The following is a 26,994-nucleotide window of genomic DNA, read 5'->3' as shown; positions in this document are numbered from 1 at the left end:
AAACGAATATTCAGACGGCCTGTTTGTGTATCAGTCTGCTTCTTTATCGATGACATAGCCGAAGGCACGGCGGCTGCCGTCTTCCTGAGATTGCAGATAAACCCCTTGAATCTCAGGTTCGAAACCGGGCAGGCTGTTAATGCCTTCTTCCAAGGCAAGGAAATATTTCTGCACCGCACCGCCCCAGACTTCACCCGGAATGGTACACAGTACGCCGGGCGGGTAGGGCAGCGCTCCTTCGGCAGCAATTTCACCCTCGATTTCACTCAGCTTAACCAGTTTCACCTGATTGCGAATTAAGGCCTGTTGGGCGTCATAGGCACTCATGGCCTGTTTCGGCCAGCTGTCCGAGCGGAACATTTCCCGTTGCAGCTCTTTCATATTGTTGCGGGCATAGAAATCATGCATTTCCTGACACAGGCGGCGGATGGTATAGCCTTTGTAATAAGACTCATGACGGCTGTAAACACCCGGCAATACTTCACTCATCGGGCTGTCGTTTTTAATATGTTGCTCGAAGCGGGTAATCATGGCGACCAAATGCTGGATTTTGGCCATGTTTTCAGACGGCGTCAGCAAAAACAGAATCGAATTCAAGTCGCATTTTTCAGGAATAATGCCGTTATCACGCAAGAAGTTGGCCAAGATGGTGGCGGGGATACCGAAAGATTCATATTCGCCGGTTTCCACATTAATGCCCGGCGTGGTCAGCATAAATTTGCACGGATCGACAAAATATTGGTCTTTCACATAACCCGGAAAAGCATGCCACTTGGCACCCGGCTCGAATTTGAAAAAGCGTAGGTCGTCAATCATCTGCTCGGTGGGATAATCTTCCCAGCGTACACCGTCGACATAGTCGGGCACGAAAGGTTTAATCATCGAACAGTTTCTCAAAATCAATTTGCGGCCTTCCACACCGACGGCAACGCAATCGCGCCATAGTTTCCGCCCGGCAACGCCGTCGTGTATTTTGGCGTTGACATCCAAAGCGGCAAACATCGGATAAAACGGGCTGGTGGAAGCATGCATCATAAAGGCATTATTAAAGCGTTTATGGTTGCAATAGCGTTTTTGCCCTTTGATATGTTTGTCTTTTTTGTGAATTTGAGATGTTTGCGAAAAGCCCGATTGCTGTTTATGCACCGATTGGGTCACGATAATGCCCGGATCATTTTCATTCAATTCGAGCAGCAAAGGCGAGCATTCGCTCATCATCGGAATAAATTGTTCATAACCGACCCAAGCGGAATCAAACAAAATATAGTCGCAAAGATGGCCGATACGGTCGACAACCTGCCGCGCATTGTAGATGGTGCCGTCGTAAGTGCCCAACTGGATAATCGCCAATCGGAACGGGCGCTCTTCATCGGCGCGTTCGGGGGCAACTTTGCGGATTTCTTCGCGAATATATTGTTCTTCAAAACAGCTGGAATCAATCCCGCCGATAAAGCCGTAAGGGTTGCGGGCGGTTTGCAGATAAACCGGAACGGCACCTGAAATCATCAAAGCACCGAGATGGATGGATTTATGATTATTGCGGTCGAATAAAACCAAGTCGTCTTTTGCCAATAAGGCGCTGGTAACCACTTTATTGGAAGTCGATGTACCGTTTAAAACGAAGTAGGTTTTATCGGCATTGTAAACTTTGGCGGCATGCTGCTGCGCTTCGCATGCCGGGCCTTCATGAATCAAAAGGTCGCCCAAACGGACATCGGCATTACATAAGTCGGCACGAAACAGGGTTTCGCCAAAGAAATTAAAAAACTCACGGCCGGTGGGGTGTCTGGAAAAAAATTGTCCGCCCTGATGGCCGGGGCAGTCGAAAGCAGAATAGCCGCGTTGGGTATAGGCTTTTAAGGCATTGAAAAACGGAGGGGCAAGTTTGGATTCGTATTGTTCGGCGGCGGCGGTAATCTGTTTGCCGTAGAAATGACGGTTACCGAAGCCGAGTTGGAAAACACCGCTTAAAGCAGGCAAAACCCCTTCGGGGATTTCTTCATCCGGTTGCAAAGCGATAAATATCGGAATACCGAAACCGGTTTCCTTTACTTTTCTCACCACTTCTTTGGCATGTTCGGCCGAAACGGCAACCGCACCGATATTGGTAAAATCCGTATGGTGGGTATCGACAATCTCATAATCGGTAATAAAGCCGTCTCGAACGGACGGGCAGGCTGCAATTTTCAAATATTTCATTTTGCCACTCCTGTTGGTTAGAAACTTCTTATGTTGTACACATTAAAGAAATACAGGTGTACCGGTTTGCACTACAAAAAATATGACGACGAATTTGGTATCGAGGTATTTTTAAGTTGTGTATCCGATCAAAATAAAAATATTTTTATTTAATTTAAATTGAGTAAATAGATAATAAAAACAATAATTTATTTTTATTTTAAAAGCGAAATAAAATACAAAAGGGATAATTTTTCTAGGGCATTTACTTACCTAAGAAGAAGCTATATCAAGAAAAGTTCATCATTTTACTTAAACTATTAAGTATTAAATAATTCTATAGTTATTGATTACATATATTAAAAATTAGTTTGAATATTAGATAGTTATAAGTAATTAGCTATTGATAAGTCGAGATAGTTATCAAAACAGCCGTCTGAATTTCAGACGGCTTGATGTGAAGTATAAGAGCGGGATATTGCCGTTTTTGACAATATCAAAATATCATATATCAAAATATCATATATAGAATAATATTATAAGGTTAGGAGGATATTGTTTTATCTGTATTTTATCCGTCCCCATTCCTACATATTTCAACCGCCTCTTGCAAACTGCTCACGCCGTCTATCTGTAAACCCGGAAAATCTTTACGGTTGCGGGGTAGGTTGGCATAGGGCACGATGGCACGTTTGAAGCCGAGTTTTTCCGCTTCTTTTAAGCGTTCCTGACCGCGGGCAACAGGGCGCACTTCGCCGCTAAGGCCGATTTCGCCGAAAGCGACCATTTTTTCAGGCAGCGGGCGGTTTCGGAAGCTGGAAAGCATGGCGAGGATAATGGCCAAGTCTGCGGCCGGTTCGTTGATTTTAACGCCGCCGACTGCGTTTAAAAACACATCTTGGTCAAAGCAGGCAATGCCGGCATGGCGGTTTAAGACGGCCAATAGCATCGCCAAACGGTTTTGTTCGAGCCCGACCGTCAGCCTTTTGGGGGTGAAACCGTGTGCATCATCTACCAAGGCCTGAATCTCGACCAATAACGGCCTACTGCCTTCTTGTGTCACCAATACGCAAGAACCGGGCACGTCATCTCGGTAGCTGGCCAGAAAAATCGCCGAGGGGTTGGATACGCCTTTTAAGCCGTGTTCGGTCATGGCGAATACGCCCAACTCGTTAGCAGCACCGAAACGGTTTTTTATGGCGCGTATCATTCGGTAGTTGGAATGCTGGTCGCCCTCGAAATACAAAACCGTATCGACCATATGCTCCAATACGCGCGGGCCGGCAATGGCGCCGTCTTTGGTGACATGGCCGACCAAAATCATAGCAATCCCCATCTGTTTGGCCATGCGGGTTAATTGGGCGGCACATTCGCGCACTTGCGAAACCGAGCCGGGCGCCGATGTGATTTGGTCGGAATACATGGTCTGAATCGAATCAATCACGACTACGGCAGGCTCATGTTGTTTTAAGGCCGTCTGAATCGCTTCTATGCGGATTTCCGCCAATAAATCGACCCCGTCGCTTTGCAAGCCCAACCGCTGCGCACGCAGGGCGACTTGTTGCGCGGATTCTTCACCGGATACATACAACACTTTGCGGTCTGCCGCCATCATGGCGATGGTTTGCAACAGCAATGTCGATTTCCCGATACCCGGATCACCCCCCAGCAAAATCACCGCCCCGTTGACCAAACCGCCGCCAAGCACACGGTCAAGTTCGCCGATGCCGGTAGGTTGGCGCGGTATTTCGATGGCCGTTACCTCGGAGAGTGCCTGAACATGGGCACTGTCGGCCGCCCAAGATTGAAAGCGGGTATTTTTCGGTTCGGGCGCGGCCAGGCTTTCCTGCAACGTATTCCATTCGCCGCAATGCGGGCATTTGCCCTGCCATTTGAGCGTGGTTCCGCCGCATTCGCTGCATTGGTAAACGGTTTTCGGTGCCTTGGCCATAAAAAATCCTATTGGTTCGGTAAATTGGTTTCTTGGGTAAATTTGGAATTATAACGGAAGCCCTGCTTATCCGTTACGGTTTGATAAATACTTTCAGGTCGTCTGAAAAATATTTTCTTTTATAACGAAACGAATTCGGTTGATTGGCGTTTTAGGCTTATACATTTAAAAATAAGTTGCAAAATGCATTATTTATAACCTTATAGTGCCAAAAAATGCCCGTATGTCATGATTATGATTAAGCGGTATATCAAGTTTGTTATTATTTATTTCGCGTATATTGTAACGGGAATAAAGAAATGAATGTCATTAAAACTCGCTTAACAGTAGGAATCATTTTATGCGGTTTGGCTTTTTCCGCCTTTGCTGCCACAGCGGAAGAAATCGCATTGCGCCAAAAGCTGGCGGCTACGGGCGATAAGCAGGCGCAATATGAATTGGCGCTGGCTTATGAAACCGGAGACGGTATTGAAAAAGATGATGCGGCTGCCGCGAAGATGTATCAGCGTGCGGCACGGCAGGGGCATGCTGATGCCCAAGCCAATTTAGGTATGCTGTATCAGGAAGGGCGTGGTGTTAAAGCCAATTTGAAAAGGGCGCTATCTTGGTATAGCAAAGCCGCCGAGCAGGGCAATACATATGCCCAAAATAACCTGGGCCGCCTGTATTTCTACGGATATGGGGTGAAGCAGGATTATCAGAAGGCTTTATCATGGTTTCAAAAGGCTGCCGAAAACGGTGAAAGTACGGCGCAAAAAAATCTGGCCTATATGTATGCACAAGGTGCGGGCGTTGAAAAAAATATGCCGATAGCGGCGCAATGGTATGAAAAGGCGGCACGCCAAGGCTTGGTGGAAGCGCAGGCGGAAATCGGCTTTATGTATGATTCCGGCGAAGGTGTGGCCGCCGATGCGGAAAAAGCGGCTTTGTGGTATACGCAGGCAGCCGATCAGGGCAATACCATTGCCCAATATAATTTGGGCGGTATGTATCTTGACGGCCGCGGCGTTGTAAAAAATGTTGAAAAAGCCCAAGCATTGTTTGAACTGGCCTGTAAAGGTGGCGATGAAGATGCCTGTCGGCTGATTAATGCCGAAGTGGTGGAACAGCCGCAACAAGATTTTATAGAAAAACCCGAGCCGGAGTTCCAACCTCAACAATAAAACCGTGGTTTAGTTTATACCAAGGTAACTTATTTGTTTGTCCGTCTTGCTTAAAACTTGGATAAAATTTATTTATTGTTGATGTCGACTTTTTCAGACGGCCTCTAACAATATTGAAGCCAATGATAACTTTTCAATCGGAAAGTTATCATTTTTTTATGGTTTTTCCGTATTCGTTTGCTCGGCCGTCCAACCGCCGCCCAATGCTTTATAAAGTGAAACCAATATTTGGGCGCGCGCAAGTTGCGATTGTATTAAGTCTTCCTGCCGTTGTTGTTCTTCCAAACGTGCCGTTAAGGTTTTATCGAGCGTTTGATTGCCGTATTTAAACAGTTTTTCGGCATCGGCAGCTTGTTTGGCGGCTTGTTGGTGTGCGGTCGCAAGTAGGGCGCTTTGCCTGTTTAAGGCGTAATAGGTTTGATAACTGCTGTCGACTTCCCCTAAAGCTTTGAGGATGTTTTGGTCGTATTCCAATAAGGCCGTCTGAAGCCGTGCATCTGCGGCGGCAATATTGGCGCGGATACGGCCGTTGGTAAAAATAGGAACGCTGATGCCGGCTTTCAGCAGACTGCCCCAGCCCCTGAGCCCGCTATCGCTATCAACGCTGATGGAGCTCTGTCCTAAAAAATCAATCGAAAAACGGGGCAGCAGATCGGCTTGGGCGCTGGCTAACTTCGCGGCATAAGCTTTCACTTGTGCTGCGCGTGCACGAATATCGGGGCGGCGCTCCAGCAGCCCTTGCGGGGTTTGGCCGGATGGTGCGGCAGGCGCCGTTGCCAAAATATCGACGGCGCTATCGGGCAGGCGGAAGGTTTGCGGTGTCTGCCCGGTTAATACGGCAATATTGCGGATATAAGCGTCCCGTTGTGCCTGCAAGGTACTGTATTTAGCCTGTAATGCGCTTAAACGGCTTTCGGCTTCGCCGACTTCATAAGCCGTCAGGTGCCCGGCCTGAAAACGGCCTTTCACATAACGCACCAAATGGGCCAAAGTATCGATACTGTGTTTGGCCGTTCGCATTTGTTGTTCGGCGGCACGGGCTTTAAAATAATTGTCGGCAATATCGCCGGCAACCAATAATTGCGCGCCGTAAACCTGTTCCTGCGCCCCCATCGCCGCCGCGCGGGCGGCATCGGCATCGCTGCTTTTGCGGCCGAAAATATCCGGCTCCCATGAAACGGACCAACCGCCGCTTAAGCTATTGCCGTCAAGGTTAAAATGGTCGGCAGTGAACGGGGCTGCTTGTGGAAATGCGCGCAAGTTGTTGCGTACCGTATCGTTTAAAGGATTACGAATCCGGCCTTCCGAATGCGCCGCATCCGCACTTAAAACCGCAGCAGGCCCCTTATCGGCACCGGCAAGGCGGGCATTGGCGCGGGCTTCGTTCAAGCGGCTGCGGGCGGTTTGAATATCGAAGTTTTTTTGCAAACCCTGTTCGATTAAGTTGTTTAAAACAGGGTCGTGCCAAGATTGCCACCAATGGCGGATATCAGCACTGCCTTGCGCGGCTTGGGTCTGATTAAAAGCGGTGGGGACGTCGACCTTGCTGTCAAGCGCAATGGTATGGCTTTGACAGGCTGCGGTGATAAATGAAACAAGCAATGCAACCGGAAAAGATGGAAAACGGATGTTCATAATTCTTCCTTATAAGTGCATACCGTTATAAAAGGCCGTCTGAAAGATATTTCGATACATATTTGAATATTTTCTTTTATTGATATTGTTAATACGGCTGCTTTTTAATTTTTTTAAGATTACGGATTATCTGACCTTAAATCAATCAAACACGTTCCGGCCGGATAGTCGTATAAAAACCGATTATTCGGATCTAATAGTGCACATCCCAATGCCAAACCAATGTAACCCCGAACGTTGTTTTCGGCGGAATCCCACTATTCATAACATCATTAAATGCCTTACGAAATCCTATTTCGGACTATAATGGTACGAAATGCAACTTTTTAATAAAGATGTGTACTAATAAAAAATTAGTAGCATCGCAGTAGTAACATTAACAACCGGCTGCTCCAATATAGGCTTACAAACAATGACCCACACAGAAAAAACCGTTCAACAAATCGATTATTCCCAAAAAGACAATTGGGTTGCTTTTGAAAATAACGGCAATAAGCCGTGCGATGTATTTTTTGTACATCCGACCACTTATCTTGACGAAAGCGACGGTATGAACGCCCGTTTGGATAATGTGGCGTTAAACGCATTTACGGCGCAATTGGTACAGGAATTAGTAGGCACATTCGCCGAAAGCTGTAATATTTATGCCCCTAAATACCGTCAGGCCTCAATCAATGTTTTAACATTACCTGCCGAGGAAGGTAAGCAGTATCTGGATTTTGGCCGTAAAGATGTTGAAAATGCATGGCAGTATTATCGAGATAACATTAATCAAAACAAACCTTATTTTATTGCAAGCCATAGTCAAGGCTCGAATAACATTAAGGATATGCTTGTTGAACAGCCAAACAGTATTCCGAAAGAGAATTTAGTCGGTATTTATGCGATTGGTTATACCGTTACCGAACAAGATATTGAGAAAATCGGCGTGCCGCTTGGGATTACACCAACGCAAACGCCTGCCTTGATTACTTGGAACACCATTGGCAAAGGCGGACAATCGATAGTGATTAAAGAAGGTGCGTTGGCGGTTAATCCGCTTGATTGGACTAATAGCAAACAAAATCAACCCAATAGTAAAAACACTTACGCTTATATAAATGGCAGGAAAATTCCGCATTTTACCTCTGCCCAAATTGATGATAATGGTGCGTTAGTGATTCCTACGCCGGAAATCATTGATGAATTGCTTATGCCAATGGGTGAAGAAGTCTATCACATATATGATTATAATTTCTTCTACGGCAATATCGTACAAAATGTGGCCGAGCGCTTAAAAGCATGGCAGGAAAAAACACAACGGGGTCTGTGATAACTATTTAGCCCAAGCATTGTTTGAATTGGTATGTAAAAGGCCGTCTGAAAGATATTGAAATCAATCTTTCAGACGGCCTTTTAATGTTTATATTACTGGCTATCGGTATTTGATGGTTTATCCACCCTTAAATCAATCAAACGCGTTCCGGCCAGATAGTCGTATAAAAACTGACGGTCAGGATTCAATAACGCAAATCCCCACGGCAAAATCCACCAAATCAATGCGGCGCCGAATGCCGGCTTGGGCGGAATGCCGCTTAAATGCCGTAAAGCGGCATAAGCCAGCATAGGCACAAACACGATAAAAATACAGCTCCAAATAAAACGCAGGCGCAATTGGTTAAGGGCAGGGCGGTGGCCGGCAGTATTCACCAAACCGATTTTCCATACCCGCATCGGCAAGGTCTGCCCCTGTTTGTGCCAGTTGGCTTTGCAATAAAACCACCATGCCGCAATAAAAATCACGGTGGCGGCAAAGCTGGAAAGCATTAAAGAAACAGGGTTTAATAGGATGGTAACGATACCTGCCAACAAACCGGCAAGCATGCTAACGGCACCAATTAATAGCGATTCATATAAAAGGGCGGCAAAACGGCGTTTAAGGGAAACGGTATGGAAAGAGGCCATAAATAATGATTTAAAATTCGGGAAAGGTTGAAAATATCTTAACAGAAAGCCTTATTCTTGGGCAGCCCTGAAAAAGCGACGGTTATTACACATCATTAAAGTAAAAACGGGCGGATAAATAAATCCCGCCCGTATTGATGATAATGGTGAGTGCTTATGATTCCATCACTTTTGCAAAGGCATCGGCTACATAAGCAATATTCGATTCGTTCAAACCGGCAACGCACATTCTGCCCGATGCCAACAAATAAACGGCAAACTCTTGTTGCAAACGTTGCACTTGCTCTTGCGTCAGCCCCGTATAGCAGAACATACCTCTTTGATTAATCAAATATTCAAAATTTTTACCCGGCACTTTTGCCGTTAAGACTTCATAAAGTTTTTGACGCATGGCGCGGATACGGTCGCGCATCACATAAACTTCCTGTTGCCATTGTGCGAACAATTCGGGCGTATTCAATATTTCGGTAGCTACAAACGCACCATGTACCGGCGGACTCGAATAAATGCGGCGCACATTCAGTTTCAATTGGCCGAACACCAATTCGGCTTCTTCCGCATTCGGGCATACCACCGACAAACCGCCGATACGTTCGCCATAGAGCGACATATTTTTAGAAAAAGAATTGCTCACAAATAAAGTCAAACCCATTTCTACCGCTTTGCGGATAGCATAGGCATCGCTTTCAAAATCTTCCCCGAAGCCCTGATAGGCGATATCCATAAACGGAATCAGTTTGCGGGTTTGTACGATTTCCAGCAGCGCATCCCATTGGGCATGGGTTAAATCCGCACCGGTGGGATTGTGGCAGCAGGGGTGGAGCAGCAAAACACTATTTTCCGGCAGGTGCATAAAGAATGCCAACATTTCTTCAAATTTCACACCGTTAGTAGCCGGGTCGTAATACGGATAAGTGCCGACTTTTTTAAAGCCCGCGCCCTCGAAAATGCCTTTATGATTATCCCAAGTCGGATCGCTGACATAAATTTCAGATTTCGGAAACCAATTGTATAAAAAATCGGCACCGATTTTTAATGCGCCCGAACCGCCGATGGTTTGCATGGTGACCACACGTTTTTCTTGAAGGGCAGGGTGATGCGCACCGAATAACAATGCTTGAACGGCTTTGCGGTAGCTTTCCAAGCCTTCCATCGGCAGATAGGCGCGCGGTTGGGCGGATTCGGCCCGTTTTATTTCGACACTACGCACTGAATCTAATACCGGCAGTTTGCCGTTTTCATCAAAATAAATGCCGATACTGAGATTTACTTTATGAGGTCGCCGGTCTTGATTAAACGTATCGACCAAACCCAAAATCGGGTCGCCGGGATAGTATGCCACATGCTGAAACATATTGGTTTCCTGTTGTATATAGAGGTAAGGGGGTTGTGTAAAAGTATTTTGGGGATTTTGGCATAAAGGCTTAAACAAAACAATCTAAGGCCGTCTGAAAATATTATCCTTTTTATTCATTCAGACGGCCCGATTGATGTTATACCGACAAATAAAGCCTTATAATCGGCACTTATCCATCATTTATCCATATGATTATTTTCAAAGTCAGGAATCGGAACCATGCAGCCAGCTCCCGTTGCAGATTTAAATCAGGCCGCCGCCGAAGCCGCGGTTGAGGTATTACAACGCCATGCGCCGCAAGAGACGGCAGCGGTTAAAGATTATGTGTACCGCCTGTTTGCCGCCTTGCAGGAAGGGCACGCTTTTTTATGGCTGGATGACGACGAAGCCGACACCCTGCGCAAACTGGAAACCATTGTCAGCGATAAAGGCAATACGCCGCTTATCCTAATGGGTAGAAAACTTTTTCTCGGCCGCATTTGGCAGTTGGAGCATGATGTCGCTACCGAAATCGTACGCTTGGCCAATGCACCCGTGAGCGGAATAAACGAACAAACCGCAGCCGAATATTTGAACACTTGGTTTGCCGGCAAGGGCAGCGAAGGGCAGCGCGATGCGGCGGCATTGGCATTATTAGAGCCGTTTATGCTGATCAGCGGCGGGCCGGGCACGGGCAAAACCACAACCGTAGCCAAATTGCTCGGCTTATTATGCAGCGGCCGCAAAGCCTTGCCGCGTATTGCTTTGGCCGCGCCTACAGGAAAAGCCGCCGCCCATATGGCGCGTGCGCTTCACCGTGCCGTCGCTACCTTTGCCTTACCCGAACCCATCCGCAACCATTTATTGCAGCTCGACGGGCAGACCGTTCACCGTTTGCTCAAATTGCGTCCGCCGGAAATGATGCCCTCGTTTCATGCCGAATACCCGTTGCCGTTGGATATTTTGGTTGTCGACGAAGCCTCTATGTTGGATATTTCGTTGTTATTACAATTATTGCGCGCCATTCCCACAGGCTGCCGTTTGGTTTTATTAGGCGATGAAAATCAACTGCCTTCGGTCGGCGCCGGGGCGGTTTTGGCTGAATTGGCGCAAACAACGGTTTTAGATAACGATACGGCGGCAAAACTGGCTGCTTTATTACCGCAACACGGATTGGCTACCGCCGACCAACCGCCGCCGTTGGCTCAAAATATCGCCCGTTTGCAAGTCAGCCATCGTTTTGGCGACGACAGCGGTATCGGCGCTTTGGCGCGTGCGGTTATTAAGGGTGACTCGGGCGAAGCTTGGGCACAATTTGATTCTTTCCCGAACGAGCTGCATTTGAAGGCAGGCAGCTTAAAGCAGCAGGCGGAAAGGTTTTATAGCAAGCAGGCAGACTATTGGCAGGCGGTAGATACGGGCGATATTGCGGCGGCATTCGGGCACCAAACCGATATTATGGTGTTGGCTGCGCGCCGATATGATGCGGAAGCCTTTAACGAAGCCTACCGCTATTGCCTACAAAAACACGGACGCGCCCGCGCCGATGTGCCGTGGTTTGCCGGACAGGTGATTATGGTGTCGCGCAATGACTATACCTTGGATGTGTTTAACGGCGATATCGGTCTGATTATGCCGGATACGGATAAAGCGGACGAAGCGGCACTGGCGGCCTATTTCCCATCGCCGGAAGGCTATCGGAAAATCGCACTCAGCCGCCTGCCCGAACATGAAACCGCTTTTGCGATTACCGTACACAAAAGCCAAGGTTCGGAATACCGAGAAGTATGGCTGTTGCCGCCGACCGAAGAAGAAAACGAACCAACCCACGGCTTAAACAAAGCCTTGCTCTATACCGCGATAACCCGCGCGCGTGAACAATTTGTTTTTTGGGGCAGCAAAACGGCTTTTCAGACGGCCTGTACTTTAGATGAAAAGCGCCGCAGCGCATTGCGGGAAATGATAGGGCAGGTGATGCGGCAAACCAGGCCATAGCACGCTATTTCCGTTGTTTAATCCGCTAATCTAGGCCGAACGTTCGGCCATTGCCAATAGCTCGGCGGCGTGCTCGCGGGTGGTTTCGGTAATGGTTTCGCCGCCGAGCATGCGGGCAATTTCACCCACTCTGCCTGCTTCATCCAATACATTGATTTCGCTAAAAGTTTGATCGTTTTGGCTGTATTTATATACCTGCCAGTGGTTTTCACCGCAAGCGGCAACTTGGGGCAGATGGGTGATGGCCAATACCTGATGTTCTTTGCCCAAAGCGCGTAAGGCACGGCCAACGGTTTCGGCCACGCCGCCGCCGATACCGGTATCGACTTCGTCAAAAATTAAGGTGGGAACTTGGGTGTATTGGCTGGTAACCACTTGCAAGGAAAGGCTGATACGCGCCAATTCGCCGCCTGAAGCCACTTTGTTTAAAGGCCGCAGCGGACTGCCGGCATTGACGGCAATTTGATATTGGATATGTTCCAAGCCGCTGGCCGCCGGTTCGGACGGCATCAATGCCACATGAAATGCCGCGCCTTTCATCGATAAATGCTGCATGTGTTCGGTGGTTTCCCGTTCCAGCCGGCCGGCCGCTTCGCGGCGCATGTCCGACAACACTTCGGCGGCTTGTCTGTATTCTTGTTCGGTGCGCGCCACTTCTTCCGCCAAAGCTTCCAAATCGGTGGCGGCTTCCAAGGCTTGTAAAGCGGTATCCAACTCAATCAGTTTGATAGGCAAATCTTGCGGTTCGATGCGGTATTTCCGCGCGGTGGCCATGAGTTCGCCCATCCGCCGTTCCTGCTCGGCCAACTCGTTGGGATTGATTTCAACCCGACCGGCCACATCGCGCATATTGGCGCTGATTTCACTGAGCTCGGCTTCTATGCTGGCCAACATATTCAGGCTTTCGGCAAAGCGCGGTTCGATATTTTGTAGGCTTTCCAATAGTTTCTGGCATTGGTAAAGCTGCCGTTGCATGCCGTTGTCGCCGTCGATATATTCGCCTGTTTGCTCGGCCGCCTGAAGCAGGTCGGCGGCATGGGAAAGCGTGCTGTGGCTTTGGTTTAGGGTTTCCCATTCGCCTTGCTGCGGATTGATGCGGCTTAATTCGTTGAACTGCCATTCCAGCCGTTCGCGTTCGATGGCGGTGTTTTCCGCCTGATTTTGTGCGTCGGCCAACGCTTGGCGGGCATGATGCCAAGCCTGATAGTATTGCTTGACTTGCTCGGCTTGCGGCAGGCTGCCGGCAAAGGCATCGAGCAGACGGCGCTGTTCGGCTTCTTGGTTGAGGGATTGGTGGGCATTCTGCCCGTGAATATCAATCAGGCGGCTGCCGATGCTTTTTAATTGGGCAAGGGTGGCGGCATGGTTGTTGATAAAACTGCGGCTTTTGCCTTTGATATCGATAATACGGCGGATACTAAGCTCGGAAGCATCTTCTTCAGATAAGCCTTGCTCGTATAATTCCTGCTGCAATTCGGGTAGGGCGCTGATGTCGAATAAAGCGGAAAGGCCGGCTTCGGATGCACCGCTTCTGATTTGGCTGTAATCGGCTTTATCGCCAAGTAGCAGGCCGATGGCGTCCAGCGTAATCGACTTGCCCGCGCCGGTTTCGCCGGTTAGCACGGTAAAGCCGTTTTGAAAATTCAGATTCAGCTTTTCTACAATCACAAAATCGCGTAATGAAAGCGCCAACAACATGCGGTTATCCTTAAAAAATAAGCGGCCGTCTGAAACGGCTTTCCGATAAAGTTAATTATAACTAAGATTTTTCGTAGTTTAAATCAGATTAATTAAACTATTTTAATATTTTTAATTTAGTAATTTGATTTATATAAATAAAAAATCTTAACTATTAGAGCCAGTTTTTGGATATCAGGCCGTCTGAAACATTTTCAGACGGCCTGATACTTAATATTACGATGCTTGAATTTGTAGGGCGGAAATTTTAATTTCTACCGCAATATCCGGATCTGCCAGTTTGGCTTCGACGCAGGCGCGGGCGGGCGAATGTCCGGGGGCGACCCATTTATCCCACACTTCGTTCATAGCTGCGTAGTATGCCATATTGCTTAGAAAAATCGTGGCTTCCAAAATGTGTTTTTTATCGGAACCACACTCGGCCAGCCAACGATCGATTTGTGCCAATACATCGCGGGTTTGCTCGGCGATACCGACATCGGTGCGCTCGGGCACCATACCGGAAAGGAATACGAAACCATTGGCTATAACCGCTTCCGATAAACGCGGCATTTGTCCTAAATATTTGATGCTCATTGTGATTTCCTTTATTGTTTTTGGGATAGGGTGTTTATGTTAGCATATCGGCGAAAAAACCGAATCATGATGCCAATCGGTTTTGATAATTTTATTTTGATAGAAATGTTCAGACGGCCTTATGAGTAAATCCGATTATCCTATCACGGCGGCTATCCGTTTTTTACGCCAACACAAAATCCCATTCCAACCCCATCTTTATCCCTATGTCGAACACGGCGGCACGGCACATTCCGCTTCTTGCTTGGGCGTGCCGGAACATCAGGTGATTAAAACCATTGTGCTGCAAAATGAGAAAAAGCAGGGCATGATTGTGTTGATGCACGGCGATAAACATATTTCGACCCGCAACTTGGCAAGAGCGTTGAGTATGAAACATATCGAACCGGCAGAACCGAAACAGGCCGATAAATGGACAGGTTTTTTAGTTGGCGGCACCAGCCCTTTCGGCACCAAAACGGCCTTGCCGGTATATGTTGAGAAAACAATTTGGGATTTGGATATAATTTATATTAACGGCGGTAAGCGCGGTTTTCTGGTGTCTATCCATCCGCAAGATTTGAAAGTATTGAAGCCGCAAGATGTTGAAGTGGCAACGGATATTTAAATATTTAACCGGATAAAAGTTAATATTTTAATCTCGTTAATCATAAACCTTAATAAAAGACAAAAGCATTGAAAAAAGATTCTTATGTACCCAAATTGTTCATAAGAATCTGGCCCGCACATCGGCCAACCGCCCCAAAGCATCGGCTTGGCTTGTGATTTCGATGAAATCAACATCACAGTACGCATAGAAAAAAATTAGGCAGTATCATGCATAGTGAACGCCCGACCTATACCTTATAAATAAAACAAAAATACACAAAGCGGGCAAACGTTCCCGCTTTGTGTATTTTTCAAACAGGCATAGGCCATGACCGAATATGAATATATAGGACAAACATTATGGCCAAAAAATTTCCTATCCACCCCAAAAATCCCGAGCGCATCTGCTGGGGTTGCGACAAATATTGCAAAGCTACCGATTTACAATGCGGTAACGGTAGCGAAAGAATCCAACACCCGATTGAGTTAGACGGCCCTGACTGGTATAAAAAGGGGGACTGGAGTGATTTATTAAGCGAACAGCAGCAAATCGAGCTCGGCCTAAAACCGGCATTTAAAGAAACCCAACATACCAAACCGCATATCAAGCTGCCTCTTAAAAAGCCTGTCTGAAAAAGACATCCTTATGGTAAAATCTTTTCCGCCACATTTAGGTTCTTTATATATATCATGCAATTAATCCACATTGCCATCTTAACTTCGAAGGCCTGTCCGGCCGGCTGAAAACCATGTGGCTCGGGTACTTGCCATCAGCGTGAGTAAGCAGCACTTTACCGAAGTATTGGCTATAGTCGAGCAAAGGAATATTTATGAGCAATGAAATTATTGATAATAACCGACCGGCTACAGGCAAACTGCGTACGCAGGCAATTATTGTCTATGCTTTATATGCCGCTTCCTTGTTATCGATCGGTGCTGCTGTGATAGCCGGTGTTATTATGGCTTATATCAAGCGTGATGAGATGCAGGGCACGCTCTATTATGATCATATGCAATATTTGATTAAAACCTTTTGGTGGAGCTTGCTTGGTTTTATTATCGGTTACATCACATTGGTTATTTTTATTGGCAGCATTATTTTATTTATAGTCGGCATCTGGTTTATTTATCGTGTAGTGGCCGGCTTTATTAAACTGTATGACAACAAACCGGTATCACCTGACGGTTGGTTATAAATCTGTTATTAAAAAAGGCTGTCTGAAACTTTTCAGACGGCCTTTGATGTTTTAATAACCTGATTAGCTAATTTATTTTATAAATTTTGTGCATCCAGCCAACGCTCGGCATCTAGCGCGGCTTGGCAACCTGAAGCGGCACTGGTAATCGCTTGGCGGTAGGTATGGTCTTTTACATCGCCGGCAGCCCATACGCCCTCTATATTGGTGGCACCGACATTATCGGTAATACCGCCTTTGGTAATCAGATAACCGGTTTCATCCATATCCAACTGGCCTTTGAAAATATCGGTATTCGGTTTGTGGCCGATGGAAATAAAGACACCGTTAACGGTAATTTCTTCCGTTGTGCCATCGTTGTTTTTCAAACGTGCACCCACCACACCCATGTCGTTGCCTAAAATTTCATCTAAATTCGCATTCAGCTTCAAGATGATTTTGCCTTCTTCTACACGTTGCATTAATTTATCAATCATAATTTTTTCGGCGCGGAAGGTATCACGGCGGTGAATCAAGGTTACCGTATCGGCAATATGCGCCAGATATAAGGCTTCTTCGACAGCGGTATTACCGCCGCCTACTACAGCAACATTTTGTTTTTTATAAAAGAAACCATCGCAAGTGGCGCAAGCAGAAACGCCTTTTCCGGCAAACTTTTCTTCGCTCGGCAAACCTAAATATTTGGCGGAAGCGCCGGTGGCAATAATCAGGGCATCGCAAGTGTATTCGCCCATATCGCCTTTTAAGGTAAACGGGCGTTTTTGTAGATCGGCCGTGTGAATCTGATCAAAAATCATTTCCGTGCCGAAACGTTCTGCATGGGCTTGAAAACGTGCCATTAATTCGGGGCCTTGTACACCGTCTGCATCGGCAGGCCAGTTATCGACTTCCGTTGTCGTCATCAATTGGCCGCCTTGGGCGATACCGGTGATAATGGTCGGTTTAAGGTTGGCGCGGGCGGCGTAAACGGCAGCCGTATAACCGGCAGGGCCTGAGCCGAGAATAATCAGTTTTCTATGTTCGCTCATAATGATTTCCTTTATTTATTTTTAATAGGGTAAATATTGGAACAGGTTTCAGACGGCCTGTTAATTTAAGATATCGAAACTATACCTGCTCTACATCGTGCTGTGTTGTAATATTACGATTGATAAAATTTATATAGATGAAATGTAGGGCCGTCTGAAAACCAATAATATGCCGTCGATTAAGGTTTCAGACGGCATATTCATTGTTTAGCGGCGACGGCGGAAACCGCGGCGGGCAGGGCGGCGGGCAGGGCGGCGGTGATTCGGTTGCGCCCGTTGGGTTGGCCGATAAGCAGGAGCGGCTCTGTTTTTCTTAGGCACGGTTTGGGTGTTTAAATTATTGCTGGTACGGCGTGGCGGTTTGGCAGACTGATAATAATTGGCCTGAGCACGGCGTACGGCCGGCGTATCGGCACGGGCTCTTTGGAATTTATTGGCAAGGGCATTGCCGATAAAAGCACCGGCCGCCGACCCGATAAGGCTCTGCAATAACCAGCTACCGCTTGATGAATCATAAATATATTGCTGGCCGTCACTTCCGGTGACCGGCTCGCCTTGGTTGCCGTCTGCCCAATATTGCTCCGGAATGGTTTCCTCAACACCGCTGGCGGTTAACTCGTAAACCGTATTGTCTTGCTGCGCATTTTGGCGGGCAAGCTCTTGTTGCAGTGCTTCAATCTGCTTTTGCTGCTGTTCGAGTTGGGCTTGTGTATTGTCTTTACAGGCCGCCAATATAAAAGGGACGGAAATCAGTGTTAAAGCAATGGTTTTTTTCATTAGTGTTCCATTTGAATGAATAAAAAATCAAGTAAACAGCCACTTAATATAAGGCGGTGCATGATTTATTCAAGGCCGTCTGAAAAATTACTGGTAGAATAAGCCCATTATCAATGCCAACCCGAATACCGTTAAAATGAAGCATAATCCCCCTCAGGAAATCCGCCTGCAAGACAACCGCTCAACCCTTGCCTTAATATACGACGGCCAAGTCAAAAAACTGCCTGCCGAATATTTACGGGTTTATTCGCCCAGCGCCGAAGTGCGCGGCCACGCACCCGGACAGGAAATGCTGCAAACAGGTAAAGCCGATGTGGTGATAAACAATATCGAACCGGTAGGGCAGTATGCTTTAAAAATCACTTTTTCAGACGGCCACGACAGCGGCTTATACGATTGGGATTATCTGTATAAATTAGCACATGAATACGATACAATGTGGGCTGACTATATACAGAAAATCGAAGCGGCGGGCGCATCCCGCTATCCTTCTGCAAAGATTTAATTTGAGTTTTTTATTAAGAAAGCCTGACCATGAGCAACAATAAAACCCATTTTGGCTATAAAACCATTGATGAAAGTGAAAAAGCAAAAAAAGTTGCCGAAGTGTTCCATTCCGTAGCCAAAAATTACGACATTATGAACGATGTCATGTCCGGCGGCCTGCATCGGGCATGGAAGCATTTTACGATTAATACCGCACACCTAAAAAAAGGCGATAAGGTATTGGATATTGCCGGCGGTACCGGTGATTTGTCGCGCGGTTGGGCGAAACGGGTAGGGGATAAAGGCGAGGTATGGCTTACCGATATCAACTCGTCTATGTTGTCGGTCGGTCGTGACCGTTTGCTTAACGAAGGCGTAATTTTGCCGGTATCACTGGCCGACGCCGAAAAACTGCCGTTTCCAAGCAATTATTTTAACTTGGTATCCGTTGCATTCGGCCTGCGCAATATGACGCACAAAGAAGCGGCATTGAAAGAAATGTACCGCGTATTGAAACCGGGCGGCACTTTATTGGTGCTTGAGTTTTCCAAAGTATTCAAACCGTTGGCTCCGGCATACGATTTATATTCGTTCAAACTACTGCCATTGATGGGCAAAATGATTGCCAAAGATGCCGACAGCTACCAATATTTGGCCGAATCTATCCGTATGCATCCTGATCAGGAAACGCTCAAGCAAATGATGTTGGATGCCGGCTTTGACAGTGTGGACTACTATAATATGACTGCCGGTGTCGTGGCTTTGCATAAAGGCGTAAAATATTAAACCGTTTTGATTGGATAAATGAAAACGGAAGAGTACAAAGAATCGGGTTGCTTAATTAATAAGTAAGATTGAAAGCAGCCCGATTCTTTTTACTAATATAAAATTTAACATAATATACATTATGCGAATTATTATTTATATTGTTTTACCATCTTTACATGTTCAGATGTGCCATATCTACATAGTATAATCATTCACTTCACTAGTTGTGATATGTGGCCGCTAAAATGATGATCTACTTTTTTACAGTATTTATTCCAGCTTGTTTTATTCTATCTTTTTATGTCAGCCAAGTATTTAAAACACTGCAAGCTTCTAAAATATGGTATTACTTGTTTTGGGTAGTTGCGATTATTATTCCGCTTAATCTTATTTTGCAATGGACATTCCGAGCTAAATCTATTTGGAATCCTATTCTAGTATATTCCGTTGCCGCTTTAGTGATTTGGCTATTCATGCTTATCACGGCTACTTTAGTGCTGTTTTTAGAAGATATTCAACGGATTTGTATTCGTTTATTCCGTAAAAAACCAAATCCCAATGCAAAAACTTCTTTACCCTCAAGACGAAAATTCATTGGCTGGATGGCATTAGGTTTAGCCATGGTGCCTTTTGCTTCAATGATTTATGCCATTACAAAAGGCAGATATAACTACAAAGTCTGGAAATACACCCTTTATTATGATGATCTGCCTGAAGCTTTTGAAGGCTATACGCTCACACAAATATCAGATGTTCATTGCGGCAGCTTTGATAATAGAGAAAAAATTCAATATGGTATTGATTTAATTAACCAACAAAAAAGTGATGTGATTTTGTTTACAGGAGACCTTGTTAATAATATCGCATCAGAAATTTTGCCTTGGAAAGATATTTTTGGCCAACTCAGAGCTAGAGACGGCGTATTTTCAACATTAGGCAATCACGATTATGGCGATTATTCAAACTGGACCAGCCCTCAAGAAAAAGCCCAAAATTTTGAGGATTTTAAGCGATTGCAAAAAGAAATGGGTTGGGATTTATTGCTAAACGAGCACCGCTATCTCGAAAAAGATGGGCAAAGAATTGCTTTAGTGGGGGTAGAAAACTGGGGCTATGGCCACTATTCCAAACATGGTGATTTAGAAAAAGCTCTTGAAGGTGTTGATGATAATGACTTCAAAATATTAATGAGTCACGATCCGACCCACTGGGAATATGTTGTTTTACCACAAAACAAAAACATTCATTTAACGCTTAGCGGCCATACTCATGGTATGCAGCTAGGTATTGAAATCGAAGGCTTTATCAAATGGAGTCCCGGAACATGGCAATATAAATATTGGGCAGGAATGTACGAAGAACAAGGCAAAAGATTAAATGTAAACCGAGGCTTCGGTTACCTTGCCTTTCCGGGTAGATTAGGCGTATGGCCGGAAATTACCGTTATTGAATTACGGAAAACGCCTACCGCTTAAAATATATCAACTTAATAAAAATTCTGTACCAAATATCTAGTATCCGGCATATTTTTTACTATTCCGAATGCGAATTATTATTTATCCCTTTCAAGCAATAATTTCTATTAAAAATGAATATCTATCACATACGTAAACGGTACTTGATCATATCCTTTTTTGGCAGGTTCAAACATTGTATTTTCTATGGTTTTTAGTGCCGCCGTATCCAGTCGTTCGTAGCCGCTGGTTTTTGCTAGTTTTACGCGTTCAGGCCTACCATATCTGCTTATAGTTACTTCTACTAATACGGTTCCATGTTCATCGTTGATTTTAGATAGCTCAGGATAAGGAACCTTGATTTCTGATAATGGCTTTGGCGGTATAAATCTATTTTTAAATTTTTCTACTCTTCGATTTTCTCGTGCCATTGATTCACTCATTTGTTTATTCCATTCAATAAGTGCCTTTTGTGCATACTTAGCAGCTTCCTCCATTTCCACTCGTTCACGATATTTACTAAATGCAAGATAAGCTATCGAAACTGCAATAACGAAAAGGGTCACTAGCATCATTAATGTGCCTAAGTTTATTTCATTACCTTGATTTTGATATATTTTATCTTCAGGTTTAATTCCATCTCCCCATGCCATTTTGTATATCCCCTTTTTATTTTGTATCAATATTTTTTATATAAACTACTTTTATTCTATTCCGACTCAGTTTTATCTACCGTTCCGGCTTTCTCCCCGATTTTGCCTTCTTCACCTTTAATCAATTTATGAATATTTTCTTTATGCCGATACAGTACCAATAAGGCAATCGCCACCGTACTCCATACCCAAGACAAATAAGGCATGAAGAAATATGCGGCTACCGGGCTGATAACCGTAGCCACCAATGCCGCCAAAGACGACACTCTGAAACCAAAAGCCATCACCAACCAAACAACGGCGCAAACCAGTGCCGTCGGCCATGATAAAGCCAATAAAACGCCTAAAGCCGTTGCAACGCCTTTGCCGCCTTTAAAGCGGAAAAAAATCGGCCACATATGGCCCACCAATGCAGCAACCCCCACAAGGCCGATGGTGACATGATCTAAGGAAAAAAAATCTTGCAGGTGAAGCGCCAATAAAACGGCGAACAGCCCTTTGAGCGCATCCCCCAATAAAGTAAATGCAGCCGCTTTTTTCCTACCGCTTCTTAATACGTTAGTCGCCCCCGGGTTGCCGGAACCATAAGTACGCGGATCTGCCATTCCGTAAAACTTGGAAACAATGACAGCAAAAGAAAGCGAGCCGATTAAATAGCCGCCGATAATAACCAACAAATTAAACATTACAGAATCTTTGGTTTGTTTTAAAATAAACCGTGATTTTAACGTGAAAACGGCGTAACACAAAATGGATAAAATCTTTTTACACGGCATTAAAGCCGATACGCTTATCGGTTTATATGACTGGGAGCGCACACGCAAACAAACCCTGATATTGGATTTAACCATAGGCATACCGGAAAAATCTGCGGCAGACGATAATATCAACCATACCATTCATTATGCCGACGTATGCGAAACGGTACGCAATAGTTTGAAAGTACAGGAATTTCTGCTATTGGAAGCACTGGCGGAACACATTGCCGAACTTGTTTTACAAGATTTTAGTGCGCAATGGGTGAAAGTCCGCATTGTCAAACCCGGCATTTTGCCCGATGTTCGTGAAGTCGGTATTGAAATCGAACGCAGTGTTGATAATGGTTAAATAAAATTCTTTATGACTCAAGCAAACCGATTTGATTATTTGATTAAAGGCCGTCTGAAACCCTAATCATATTTTCAGACGGCCTTATACAATACCGTATCGTATCGAGTTCCCTATTCTTATTGAAATCATAGGCCAAACCATATGAGCAAATATCCCCATCCGATTCAAACCGTTACGCTAGCGCTAACCGGCGCATCCGGTATGCCTTACGGTATAAGGTTATTAGAGTGCCTGTTGCAAAGTGGAAAAACAGTATGGCTTTTATATTCGCAAGCCGCGCAAGTTGTTGCACAACAAGAAATGAGCCTTACCCTGCCCGCTTCCGCAGCGGCCTGCCAAACTTTATTATGCGAAAAATTTAATGTCCGCCCTACCCAACTGCGCGTGTTTGGTAAAGACGAATGGTTTGCCCCGCCCGCTTCCGGCACCAATCCTGCCGATGCCATGATTATCTGTCCGGCCAGTATGGGTGTTGTTGCCGCCGTGGCACACGGAACTTCCGATCATCTTATCGAGCGTGCCGCCGATGTATGCTTAAAAGAACGCCGCCCATTGGTGATTGTACCGAGAGAAGCCCCGCTTTCCACTCTTCATCTGGAAAACCTGCTCAAACTCTCTCGTCTAGGCGCGGTGATTCTGCCGCCGGCGGCCGGTTTTTACCATCATCCGCAAACCATTGATGATTTGATTGATTTTGTGGTTGCCCGAATTCTTGACCAACTACATATCCCTCATACATTAATGCCCAAATGGGGTGAATAAACCATCTATCCGGCGAAACGGGAAATCCACCCTATTCCCCGAAAATGAAAAAAATGTTGACAATATAGCCATATTCCTTTCTAATGCCCACTTATGAAAACATTAAACATTCGCCCCTTTGCTTATTTTTATTGGTACCACACAAACGTGCGGTACTCTTTTGCGCTTGTCTGAAACCATACAGATAACCCAAGCAAACGCGAAAAGAAGCCGCCCGAAAATCAGGCGGCCTTTTTATTGCTTTGCCGCCTGTCCCCCACATACCGCAGGAGCAAATTAAAATGAAACCCGCAACATTGCCTACACCACCGAAAACCGAGCCTTTGCAAACCATCCATATTATTGCCGACAGCAATATACACCGCCCCGATTTATGCGCCCCCGGTGTACCACAAACACAAGGTATTCAAATCAGTGAATCCCTGCTGCCGCAAATCCGCACCGTAGCCACCCTAATCGCAGCGATGCGGCATGATTTCAGCGACCGCAGCCCGGAAGTTTTTACCGAAGAAGCCGATTGGTTTGCAGCACGGATTATCGTATTGGGTGTACGCCGCTTCCATCTTGATATCACCCTATTGCCCATGCTGCAAACAGCCAACCGCCGCGCCCGTGCATTTGCCGCTTCACGCCAATTGGCATTTACACCGGCAGAAATGCGCATGAGCCTGCATGCCGGACGGCCTGTTAATTTACTAATTGCCGAAACTGTTCTGCCTATTCAAGACAGCGGCAGTATTATCAACAATAGCCGTGCGCTACAAACCCTAATCGCATCACAAAAATAAAAATATGTGATTCATTAATTTTTGCTATTGCGGGAGCCATATGCTAGGTATAAATTTAGCCCTGCTCTTTGTTGCGGATAAACTTTCAGACGGCCTAAAGGCCGTCTGAAACATTTAAGCAATTGTATTTAATTAAATTTTATTTAAAGCTACCACCCTACCCTTTAAAATTCGACCCAATAAAAAATATTTAAAATAAAATTTATACAACACAATCCTAAAAACATTGCTTGAGATGGAAAAATATACATTTGGCACTATATTATGAAAATCGACGGCTTCTATATATTCAAAGAGTCTTTCAAATAATACGAAACCGTCTCAAACCACTCTACCAAAAAACGAAAGAATGATTAATTATGGATATACATACCCCTACCGCCCTACAACATGAATTACAAATGTCTGTTTTAATGACACCCGACATGGCCAACTTTACCGGCAATGTGCACGGTGGCGATTTGCTCAAATTGCTCGACCAAGTAGCCTATGCTTGTGCCAGCCGTTACAGCGGTCATTACTGCGTTACCCTTTCCGTAGATAAAGTCACCTTTAAAGAACCTATCCATGTTGGCGAGTTGGTGACTTTCTTAGCCAGTGTGAACCATGTAGGCCGTACTTCTATGGAAATCGGTATCCGTGTCGAATCACAAAACATACACGACCGCACAACCCGCCACACCAACAGCTGCTATTTCACCATGGTTGCCATGCATGATGGTAAACCTGTACCCGTACCACCGCTTGAACTGACAACAGAATTACAGCACTGTCGTTTTGAAGCTGCCGAAAAACGTAAAATACTGCGTTTACAGGCCGAGCAAACAACCACTGAGTGTGATGCCTTCCCAAAATAAGCAGCCGTTTATATGTGTGAAACAGCTTCCCTTTTTTAAACGCTGTTTCACACATATTCAGTTATGGTTTGACTTACGCTTGCAAAGGCCGTCTGAAATCCATTCAAATCAATACAAACTGTATTAAAATACCCTTTTCCTACACACAATCACTTATGGCCCATCATCCTTACCGCCGCCTACGGGCGCAAAGAAACGAATTGCCCGAAGTCGGTATTTCCGAAACAGGCAATATACGCTCATTACATTTAGGCAGCGCCACCGTACAAAGTTCGATGAACCTTGACCACCCTGCCGAGCTGGTATTGTCATACAGCCGGGCTATGATGGGTTGGTTGCTATTTAACGATCAGCCCCGCCACATTACGCAAATCGGACTTGGCGGCGGTTCTTTCGCCAGATGGATTGATGCCTATCTGCCGAATACACGGCAAACCGCGATTGATATCAATCCGCAAGTGATTAATGTTGCCCGCAATCTCTTCGAGCTGCCTTTTGAAGATGAGCATTTTGAAATTATCGAAGCCGATGGTGCCGAATATATTAAAACCATGCGCGGCAGTACCGATGTGATTCTAACCGACGGATTCGACGGCGAGCAGATTATTGATGCTCTGGTGGCAGAACCATTTTTTGAAGACTGCCGACAAGCACTTTCCGAAAACGGCATTTTCGTGACCAACTGGTGGAGCGGCGACCGCCGTTACCAGCGCTTTGTCGAACGTCTGCTAAACGTTTTTGAAGGCCGTGTTTTAGAACTGCCCGCCGAAAGTCATGGCAATGTTGCCGTTATCGCATTTCAAAGCAGTCCCAAAGAACAAAATATCGACAAACTTAAAAAACGGGCCGAAAAATTAACGATACAATATGATCTTAATTTCAAAGAAATGCTATCGGCCTTAAAAGCCAATAACCAAAATAACGGCAAACATTTTTATCTGTAATCCGGCTTAAGGCCGTCTGAAACGCCGCACACCGAAACAGAAGGCAAAAAATATGAGCTACTTCGACCGCCATTTATTTATTTGTGCCAATGCCCGCCACGATGCCTGCAAACAAAGTTGTAACGACAACGATGAAGCAACAACGGCCATTGATTTTATTCGGGGCAATGCCAAAAAAATGGGTTTAATCGGCCCCGGCAAACTACGCATCACCCAAACCGGCTGTCTCGGCCGTTGCGAATCAGGCCCGCTGATGGTGATTTATCCGGAGGGTCGTTGGTACACTTATGTTGATGAAGAAGACTTACAAGACATTCTTGATCAAGATCTGGTGCAAGGTCAGGCCGTCGAGCGGCTGCTTATCGATCCGCCGGAAACAGAAAACGAATAAGGCCGTCTGAAAGCGCTTTTAGATATACTTTTCCAACCATTCACACCAAGAGAATATGTTATGTTGAAACCCGTTGATAAAATAACCATTCCCGGCCCTGTCGGTGGATTAGAAACCATTTATCTGCCGGCACAAGGCGAAGAACGCGGCGTTGCCGTTATCAATCACCCCAATCCGCTACATGGCGGCACCAATACCAACAAGGTAGTACAAACTGTTGCCAAGGCTTTGAATACACTTGGTTTCCATTGCTATCTGCCCAATCTTCGCGGTGTCGGCAATAGTGACGGCGAGCACGAACACGGGCGGGGCGAAACCGAAGACTGCATTGCCGTTATCGATTATGCCCGGGCACAACATCCCAATGCCCCCCAACTGATTATCAGCGGCTTTTCATTCGGCGGTTACGTTTCTCTCTTCGCCGCCCAACAGCGCAACCCCGATTTGCTGCTGTTAATGGCGCCTGCTGTTAAATATTATGACCGTATCACCGAACCCAATGCCCCCGATGCAAACAAAACCCTGCTGATTCACGGCCAGATTGACGAAGTCGTACCGCTGGAAAATGCTTTCAAATGGGCAGAGCCTCAAGAGCTACCGGTTATCGTGATTCCCGAAGCTTCGCATTTTTTCCACGGTAAACTGATTGCACTGCGTGATACGGTTTTACGTTTTGTACCATCCGTACTCAATACTTAAAAATCAATACAAAACAG

General features: G+C 45.8%; 27 protein-coding genes. 16 read left to right on the top strand and 11 right to left on the bottom strand.

Translation table 11 applies throughout. From position 1 onward, the window contains the following. Positions 1 to 30: 30 nt before the first annotated feature. Together NXS09_RS05430 and radA are read right to left on the bottom strand one after the other, a co-directional pair. Entirely contained in the window at positions 31 to 2,199 is a 2,169-nt protein-coding gene (locus NXS09_RS05430) for an ornithine decarboxylase (RefSeq protein ID WP_259291542.1), read from the bottom strand. A 550-nt stretch (positions 2,200 to 2,749) separates the two neighbouring features. Further along, positions 2,750 to 4,129, bottom strand: a complete 1,380-nt coding sequence (radA, locus tag NXS09_RS05425; RefSeq protein WP_259291541.1) for a DNA repair protein RadA — start codon at positions 4,127 to 4,129, stop codon at positions 2,750 to 2,752. Positions 4,130 to 4,428: 299 nt separating this feature from the next. Here radA and NXS09_RS05420 point away from each other — a divergent pair, with 299 nt between their 5' ends. Next, positions 4,429 to 5,292 carry a tetratricopeptide repeat protein gene (locus tag NXS09_RS05420; protein WP_259291540.1) on the top strand — a complete coding sequence of 288 codons (864 nt, stop codon included), beginning with the start codon at positions 4,429 to 4,431 and terminating at the stop codon, positions 5,290 to 5,292. 156 nt (positions 5,293 to 5,448) lie between these two features. On the opposite strand, the gene NXS09_RS05415 is transcribed toward NXS09_RS05420, so the two are convergent. Continuing rightward, on the bottom strand, positions 5,449 to 6,927 hold the full coding sequence (locus tag NXS09_RS05415; protein WP_259291539.1) for an efflux transporter outer membrane subunit: 1,479 nt from the start codon (positions 6,925 to 6,927) through the stop codon (positions 5,449 to 5,451). 412 nt (positions 6,928 to 7,339) lie between these two features. On the opposite strand from NXS09_RS05415, the gene NXS09_RS05410 reads away from it, so the two are divergent. Then, positions 7,340 to 8,239 carry a DUF3089 domain-containing protein gene (locus tag NXS09_RS05410; RefSeq protein ID WP_259291538.1) on the top strand — a complete coding sequence of 300 codons (900 nt, stop codon included), beginning with the start codon at positions 7,340 to 7,342 and terminating at the stop codon, positions 8,237 to 8,239. Between the two features lie 95 nt (positions 8,240 to 8,334). Here NXS09_RS05410 and NXS09_RS05405 read toward each other — a convergent pair whose 3' ends face one another. Together NXS09_RS05405 and NXS09_RS05400 are read right to left on the bottom strand one after the other, a co-directional pair. Then, the gene (locus NXS09_RS05405) at positions 8,335 to 8,871 is read right to left on the bottom strand and encodes an RDD family protein (protein ID WP_259291537.1); all 537 of its coding nucleotides are present in this window, start codon (positions 8,869 to 8,871) and stop codon (positions 8,335 to 8,337) included. Between the two features lie 154 nt (positions 8,872 to 9,025). Beyond that, a complete protein-coding gene (locus NXS09_RS05400; protein WP_259291536.1) occupies positions 9,026 to 10,225 on the bottom strand; it encodes an amino acid aminotransferase in 1,200 nt (399 codons plus the stop codon). Between the two features lie 222 nt (positions 10,226 to 10,447). Here NXS09_RS05400 and recD point away from each other — a divergent pair, with 222 nt between their 5' ends. Then, positions 10,448 to 12,202 (top strand): exodeoxyribonuclease V subunit alpha, encoded by a 1,755-nt coding sequence (recD, locus tag NXS09_RS05395; RefSeq protein ID WP_259291535.1) that lies wholly within the window; start codon positions 10,448 to 10,450, stop codon positions 12,200 to 12,202. A 30-nt stretch (positions 12,203 to 12,232) separates the two neighbouring features. On the opposite strand, the gene recN is transcribed toward recD, so the two are convergent. Then, positions 12,233 to 13,900, bottom strand: coding sequence for a DNA repair protein RecN (gene recN / locus NXS09_RS05390; RefSeq protein ID WP_259291534.1), 1,668 nt, complete (start codon positions 13,898 to 13,900; stop codon positions 12,233 to 12,235). 216 nt (positions 13,901 to 14,116) lie between these two features. Further along, on the bottom strand, positions 14,117 to 14,476 hold the full coding sequence (locus tag NXS09_RS05385; protein ID WP_259291533.1) for a RidA family protein: 360 nt from the start codon (positions 14,474 to 14,476) through the stop codon (positions 14,117 to 14,119). 121 nt (positions 14,477 to 14,597) lie between these two features. On the opposite strand from NXS09_RS05385, the gene ybaK reads away from it, so the two are divergent. The 3 genes from ybaK to NXS09_RS05370 all read left to right on the top strand — a co-directional run bounded on the left by ybaK (position 14,598) and on the right by NXS09_RS05370 (position 16,260). Beyond that, positions 14,598 to 15,083 (top strand): Cys-tRNA(Pro) deacylase, encoded by a 486-nt coding sequence (gene ybaK / locus NXS09_RS05380; protein WP_259291532.1) that lies wholly within the window; start codon positions 14,598 to 14,600, stop codon positions 15,081 to 15,083. A 341-nt stretch (positions 15,084 to 15,424) separates the two neighbouring features. Beyond that, positions 15,425 to 15,697, top strand: a complete 273-nt coding sequence (locus NXS09_RS05375; protein WP_259291531.1) for a DUF3079 domain-containing protein — start codon at positions 15,425 to 15,427, stop codon at positions 15,695 to 15,697. Between the two features lie 197 nt (positions 15,698 to 15,894). After that, positions 15,895 to 16,260, top strand: coding sequence for a DUF4870 family protein (locus NXS09_RS05370; protein WP_259291530.1), 366 nt, complete (start codon positions 15,895 to 15,897; stop codon positions 16,258 to 16,260). Between the two features lie 77 nt (positions 16,261 to 16,337). Here the strand turns inward: NXS09_RS05370 and trxB are convergent, their stop codons facing one another. Beyond that, positions 16,338 to 17,288 (bottom strand): thioredoxin-disulfide reductase, encoded by a 951-nt coding sequence (trxB, locus tag NXS09_RS05365; RefSeq protein ID WP_259291529.1) that lies wholly within the window; start codon positions 17,286 to 17,288, stop codon positions 16,338 to 16,340. A 207-nt stretch (positions 17,289 to 17,495) separates the two neighbouring features. Then, entirely contained in the window at positions 17,496 to 18,065 is a 570-nt protein-coding gene (locus tag NXS09_RS05360; RefSeq protein ID WP_259291528.1) for a hypothetical protein, read from the bottom strand. Positions 18,066 to 18,201: 136 nt separating this feature from the next. Here NXS09_RS05360 and NXS09_RS05355 point away from each other — a divergent pair, with 136 nt between their 5' ends. The 3 genes from NXS09_RS05355 (at position 18,202) to NXS09_RS05345 (ending at position 20,794) form a co-directional block, all read left to right on the top strand. Continuing rightward, a complete protein-coding gene (locus NXS09_RS05355) occupies positions 18,202 to 18,570 on the top strand; it encodes a gamma-butyrobetaine hydroxylase family protein (RefSeq protein ID WP_259291527.1) in 369 nt (122 codons plus the stop codon). A gap of 29 nt (positions 18,571 to 18,599) precedes the next feature. Next, a complete protein-coding gene (gene ubiE, locus NXS09_RS05350; RefSeq protein WP_259291526.1) occupies positions 18,600 to 19,337 on the top strand; it encodes a bifunctional demethylmenaquinone methyltransferase/2-methoxy-6-polyprenyl-1,4-benzoquinol methylase UbiE in 738 nt (245 codons plus the stop codon). Between the two features lie 227 nt (positions 19,338 to 19,564). After that, on the top strand, positions 19,565 to 20,794 hold the full coding sequence (locus tag NXS09_RS05345; RefSeq protein WP_259291525.1) for a metallophosphoesterase: 1,230 nt from the start codon (positions 19,565 to 19,567) through the stop codon (positions 20,792 to 20,794). Between the two features lie 107 nt (positions 20,795 to 20,901). Here NXS09_RS05345 and NXS09_RS05340 read toward each other — a convergent pair whose 3' ends face one another. Continuing rightward, positions 20,902 to 21,426, bottom strand: a complete 525-nt coding sequence (locus tag NXS09_RS05340) for an energy transducer TonB (protein ID WP_259291524.1) — start codon at positions 21,424 to 21,426, stop codon at positions 20,902 to 20,904. A 56-nt stretch (positions 21,427 to 21,482) separates the two neighbouring features. After that, complete coding sequence (gene plsY, locus NXS09_RS05335; protein ID WP_259291523.1) at positions 21,483 to 22,112, bottom strand: glycerol-3-phosphate 1-O-acyltransferase PlsY; 630 nt, start codon at positions 22,110 to 22,112, stop codon at positions 21,483 to 21,485. Between the two features lie 64 nt (positions 22,113 to 22,176). Here plsY and folB point away from each other — a divergent pair, with 64 nt between their 5' ends. From folB to NXS09_RS05300, 7 genes are all read left to right on the top strand, one after another. Then, positions 22,177 to 22,533: a dihydroneopterin aldolase gene (gene folB, locus NXS09_RS05330; protein ID WP_259291522.1), complete on the top strand. Its 357-nt coding sequence runs from the start codon at positions 22,177 to 22,179 to the stop codon at positions 22,531 to 22,533. Positions 22,534 to 22,677: 144 nt separating this feature from the next. Then, positions 22,678 to 23,298: a flavin prenyltransferase UbiX gene (locus tag NXS09_RS05325; RefSeq protein WP_151051312.1), complete on the top strand. Its 621-nt coding sequence runs from the start codon at positions 22,678 to 22,680 to the stop codon at positions 23,296 to 23,298. Between the two features lie 281 nt (positions 23,299 to 23,579). After that, positions 23,580 to 24,086, top strand: a complete 507-nt coding sequence (locus NXS09_RS05320) for a hypothetical protein (protein WP_259291521.1) — start codon at positions 23,580 to 23,582, stop codon at positions 24,084 to 24,086. Positions 24,087 to 24,445: 359 nt separating this feature from the next. Continuing rightward, complete coding sequence (locus NXS09_RS05315) at positions 24,446 to 24,943, top strand: acyl-CoA thioesterase (RefSeq protein WP_259291520.1); 498 nt, start codon at positions 24,446 to 24,448, stop codon at positions 24,941 to 24,943. Between the two features lie 155 nt (positions 24,944 to 25,098). Then, a complete protein-coding gene (locus NXS09_RS05310; RefSeq protein ID WP_259291519.1) occupies positions 25,099 to 25,887 on the top strand; it encodes a polyamine aminopropyltransferase in 789 nt (262 codons plus the stop codon). A 52-nt stretch (positions 25,888 to 25,939) separates the two neighbouring features. Further along, positions 25,940 to 26,278 carry a (2Fe-2S) ferredoxin domain-containing protein gene (locus NXS09_RS05305; RefSeq protein ID WP_259291518.1) on the top strand — a complete coding sequence of 113 codons (339 nt, stop codon included), beginning with the start codon at positions 25,940 to 25,942 and terminating at the stop codon, positions 26,276 to 26,278. A gap of 60 nt (positions 26,279 to 26,338) precedes the next feature. Then, positions 26,339 to 26,977, top strand: a complete 639-nt coding sequence (locus NXS09_RS05300) for an alpha/beta hydrolase (protein WP_259291517.1) — start codon at positions 26,339 to 26,341, stop codon at positions 26,975 to 26,977. Positions 26,978 to 26,994: the final 17 nt, after the last annotated feature.

Origin of the sequence: Neisseria montereyensis, from assembly GCF_024834045.1 — a bacterium.
Taxonomy (GTDB): Bacteria; Pseudomonadota; Gammaproteobacteria; order Burkholderiales; family Neisseriaceae; genus Neisseria; species Neisseria montereyensis.
The sequence above is the reverse complement of the archived record's forward strand: the minus strand, read 5'-3'. Positions and strand labels throughout refer to the sequence as shown.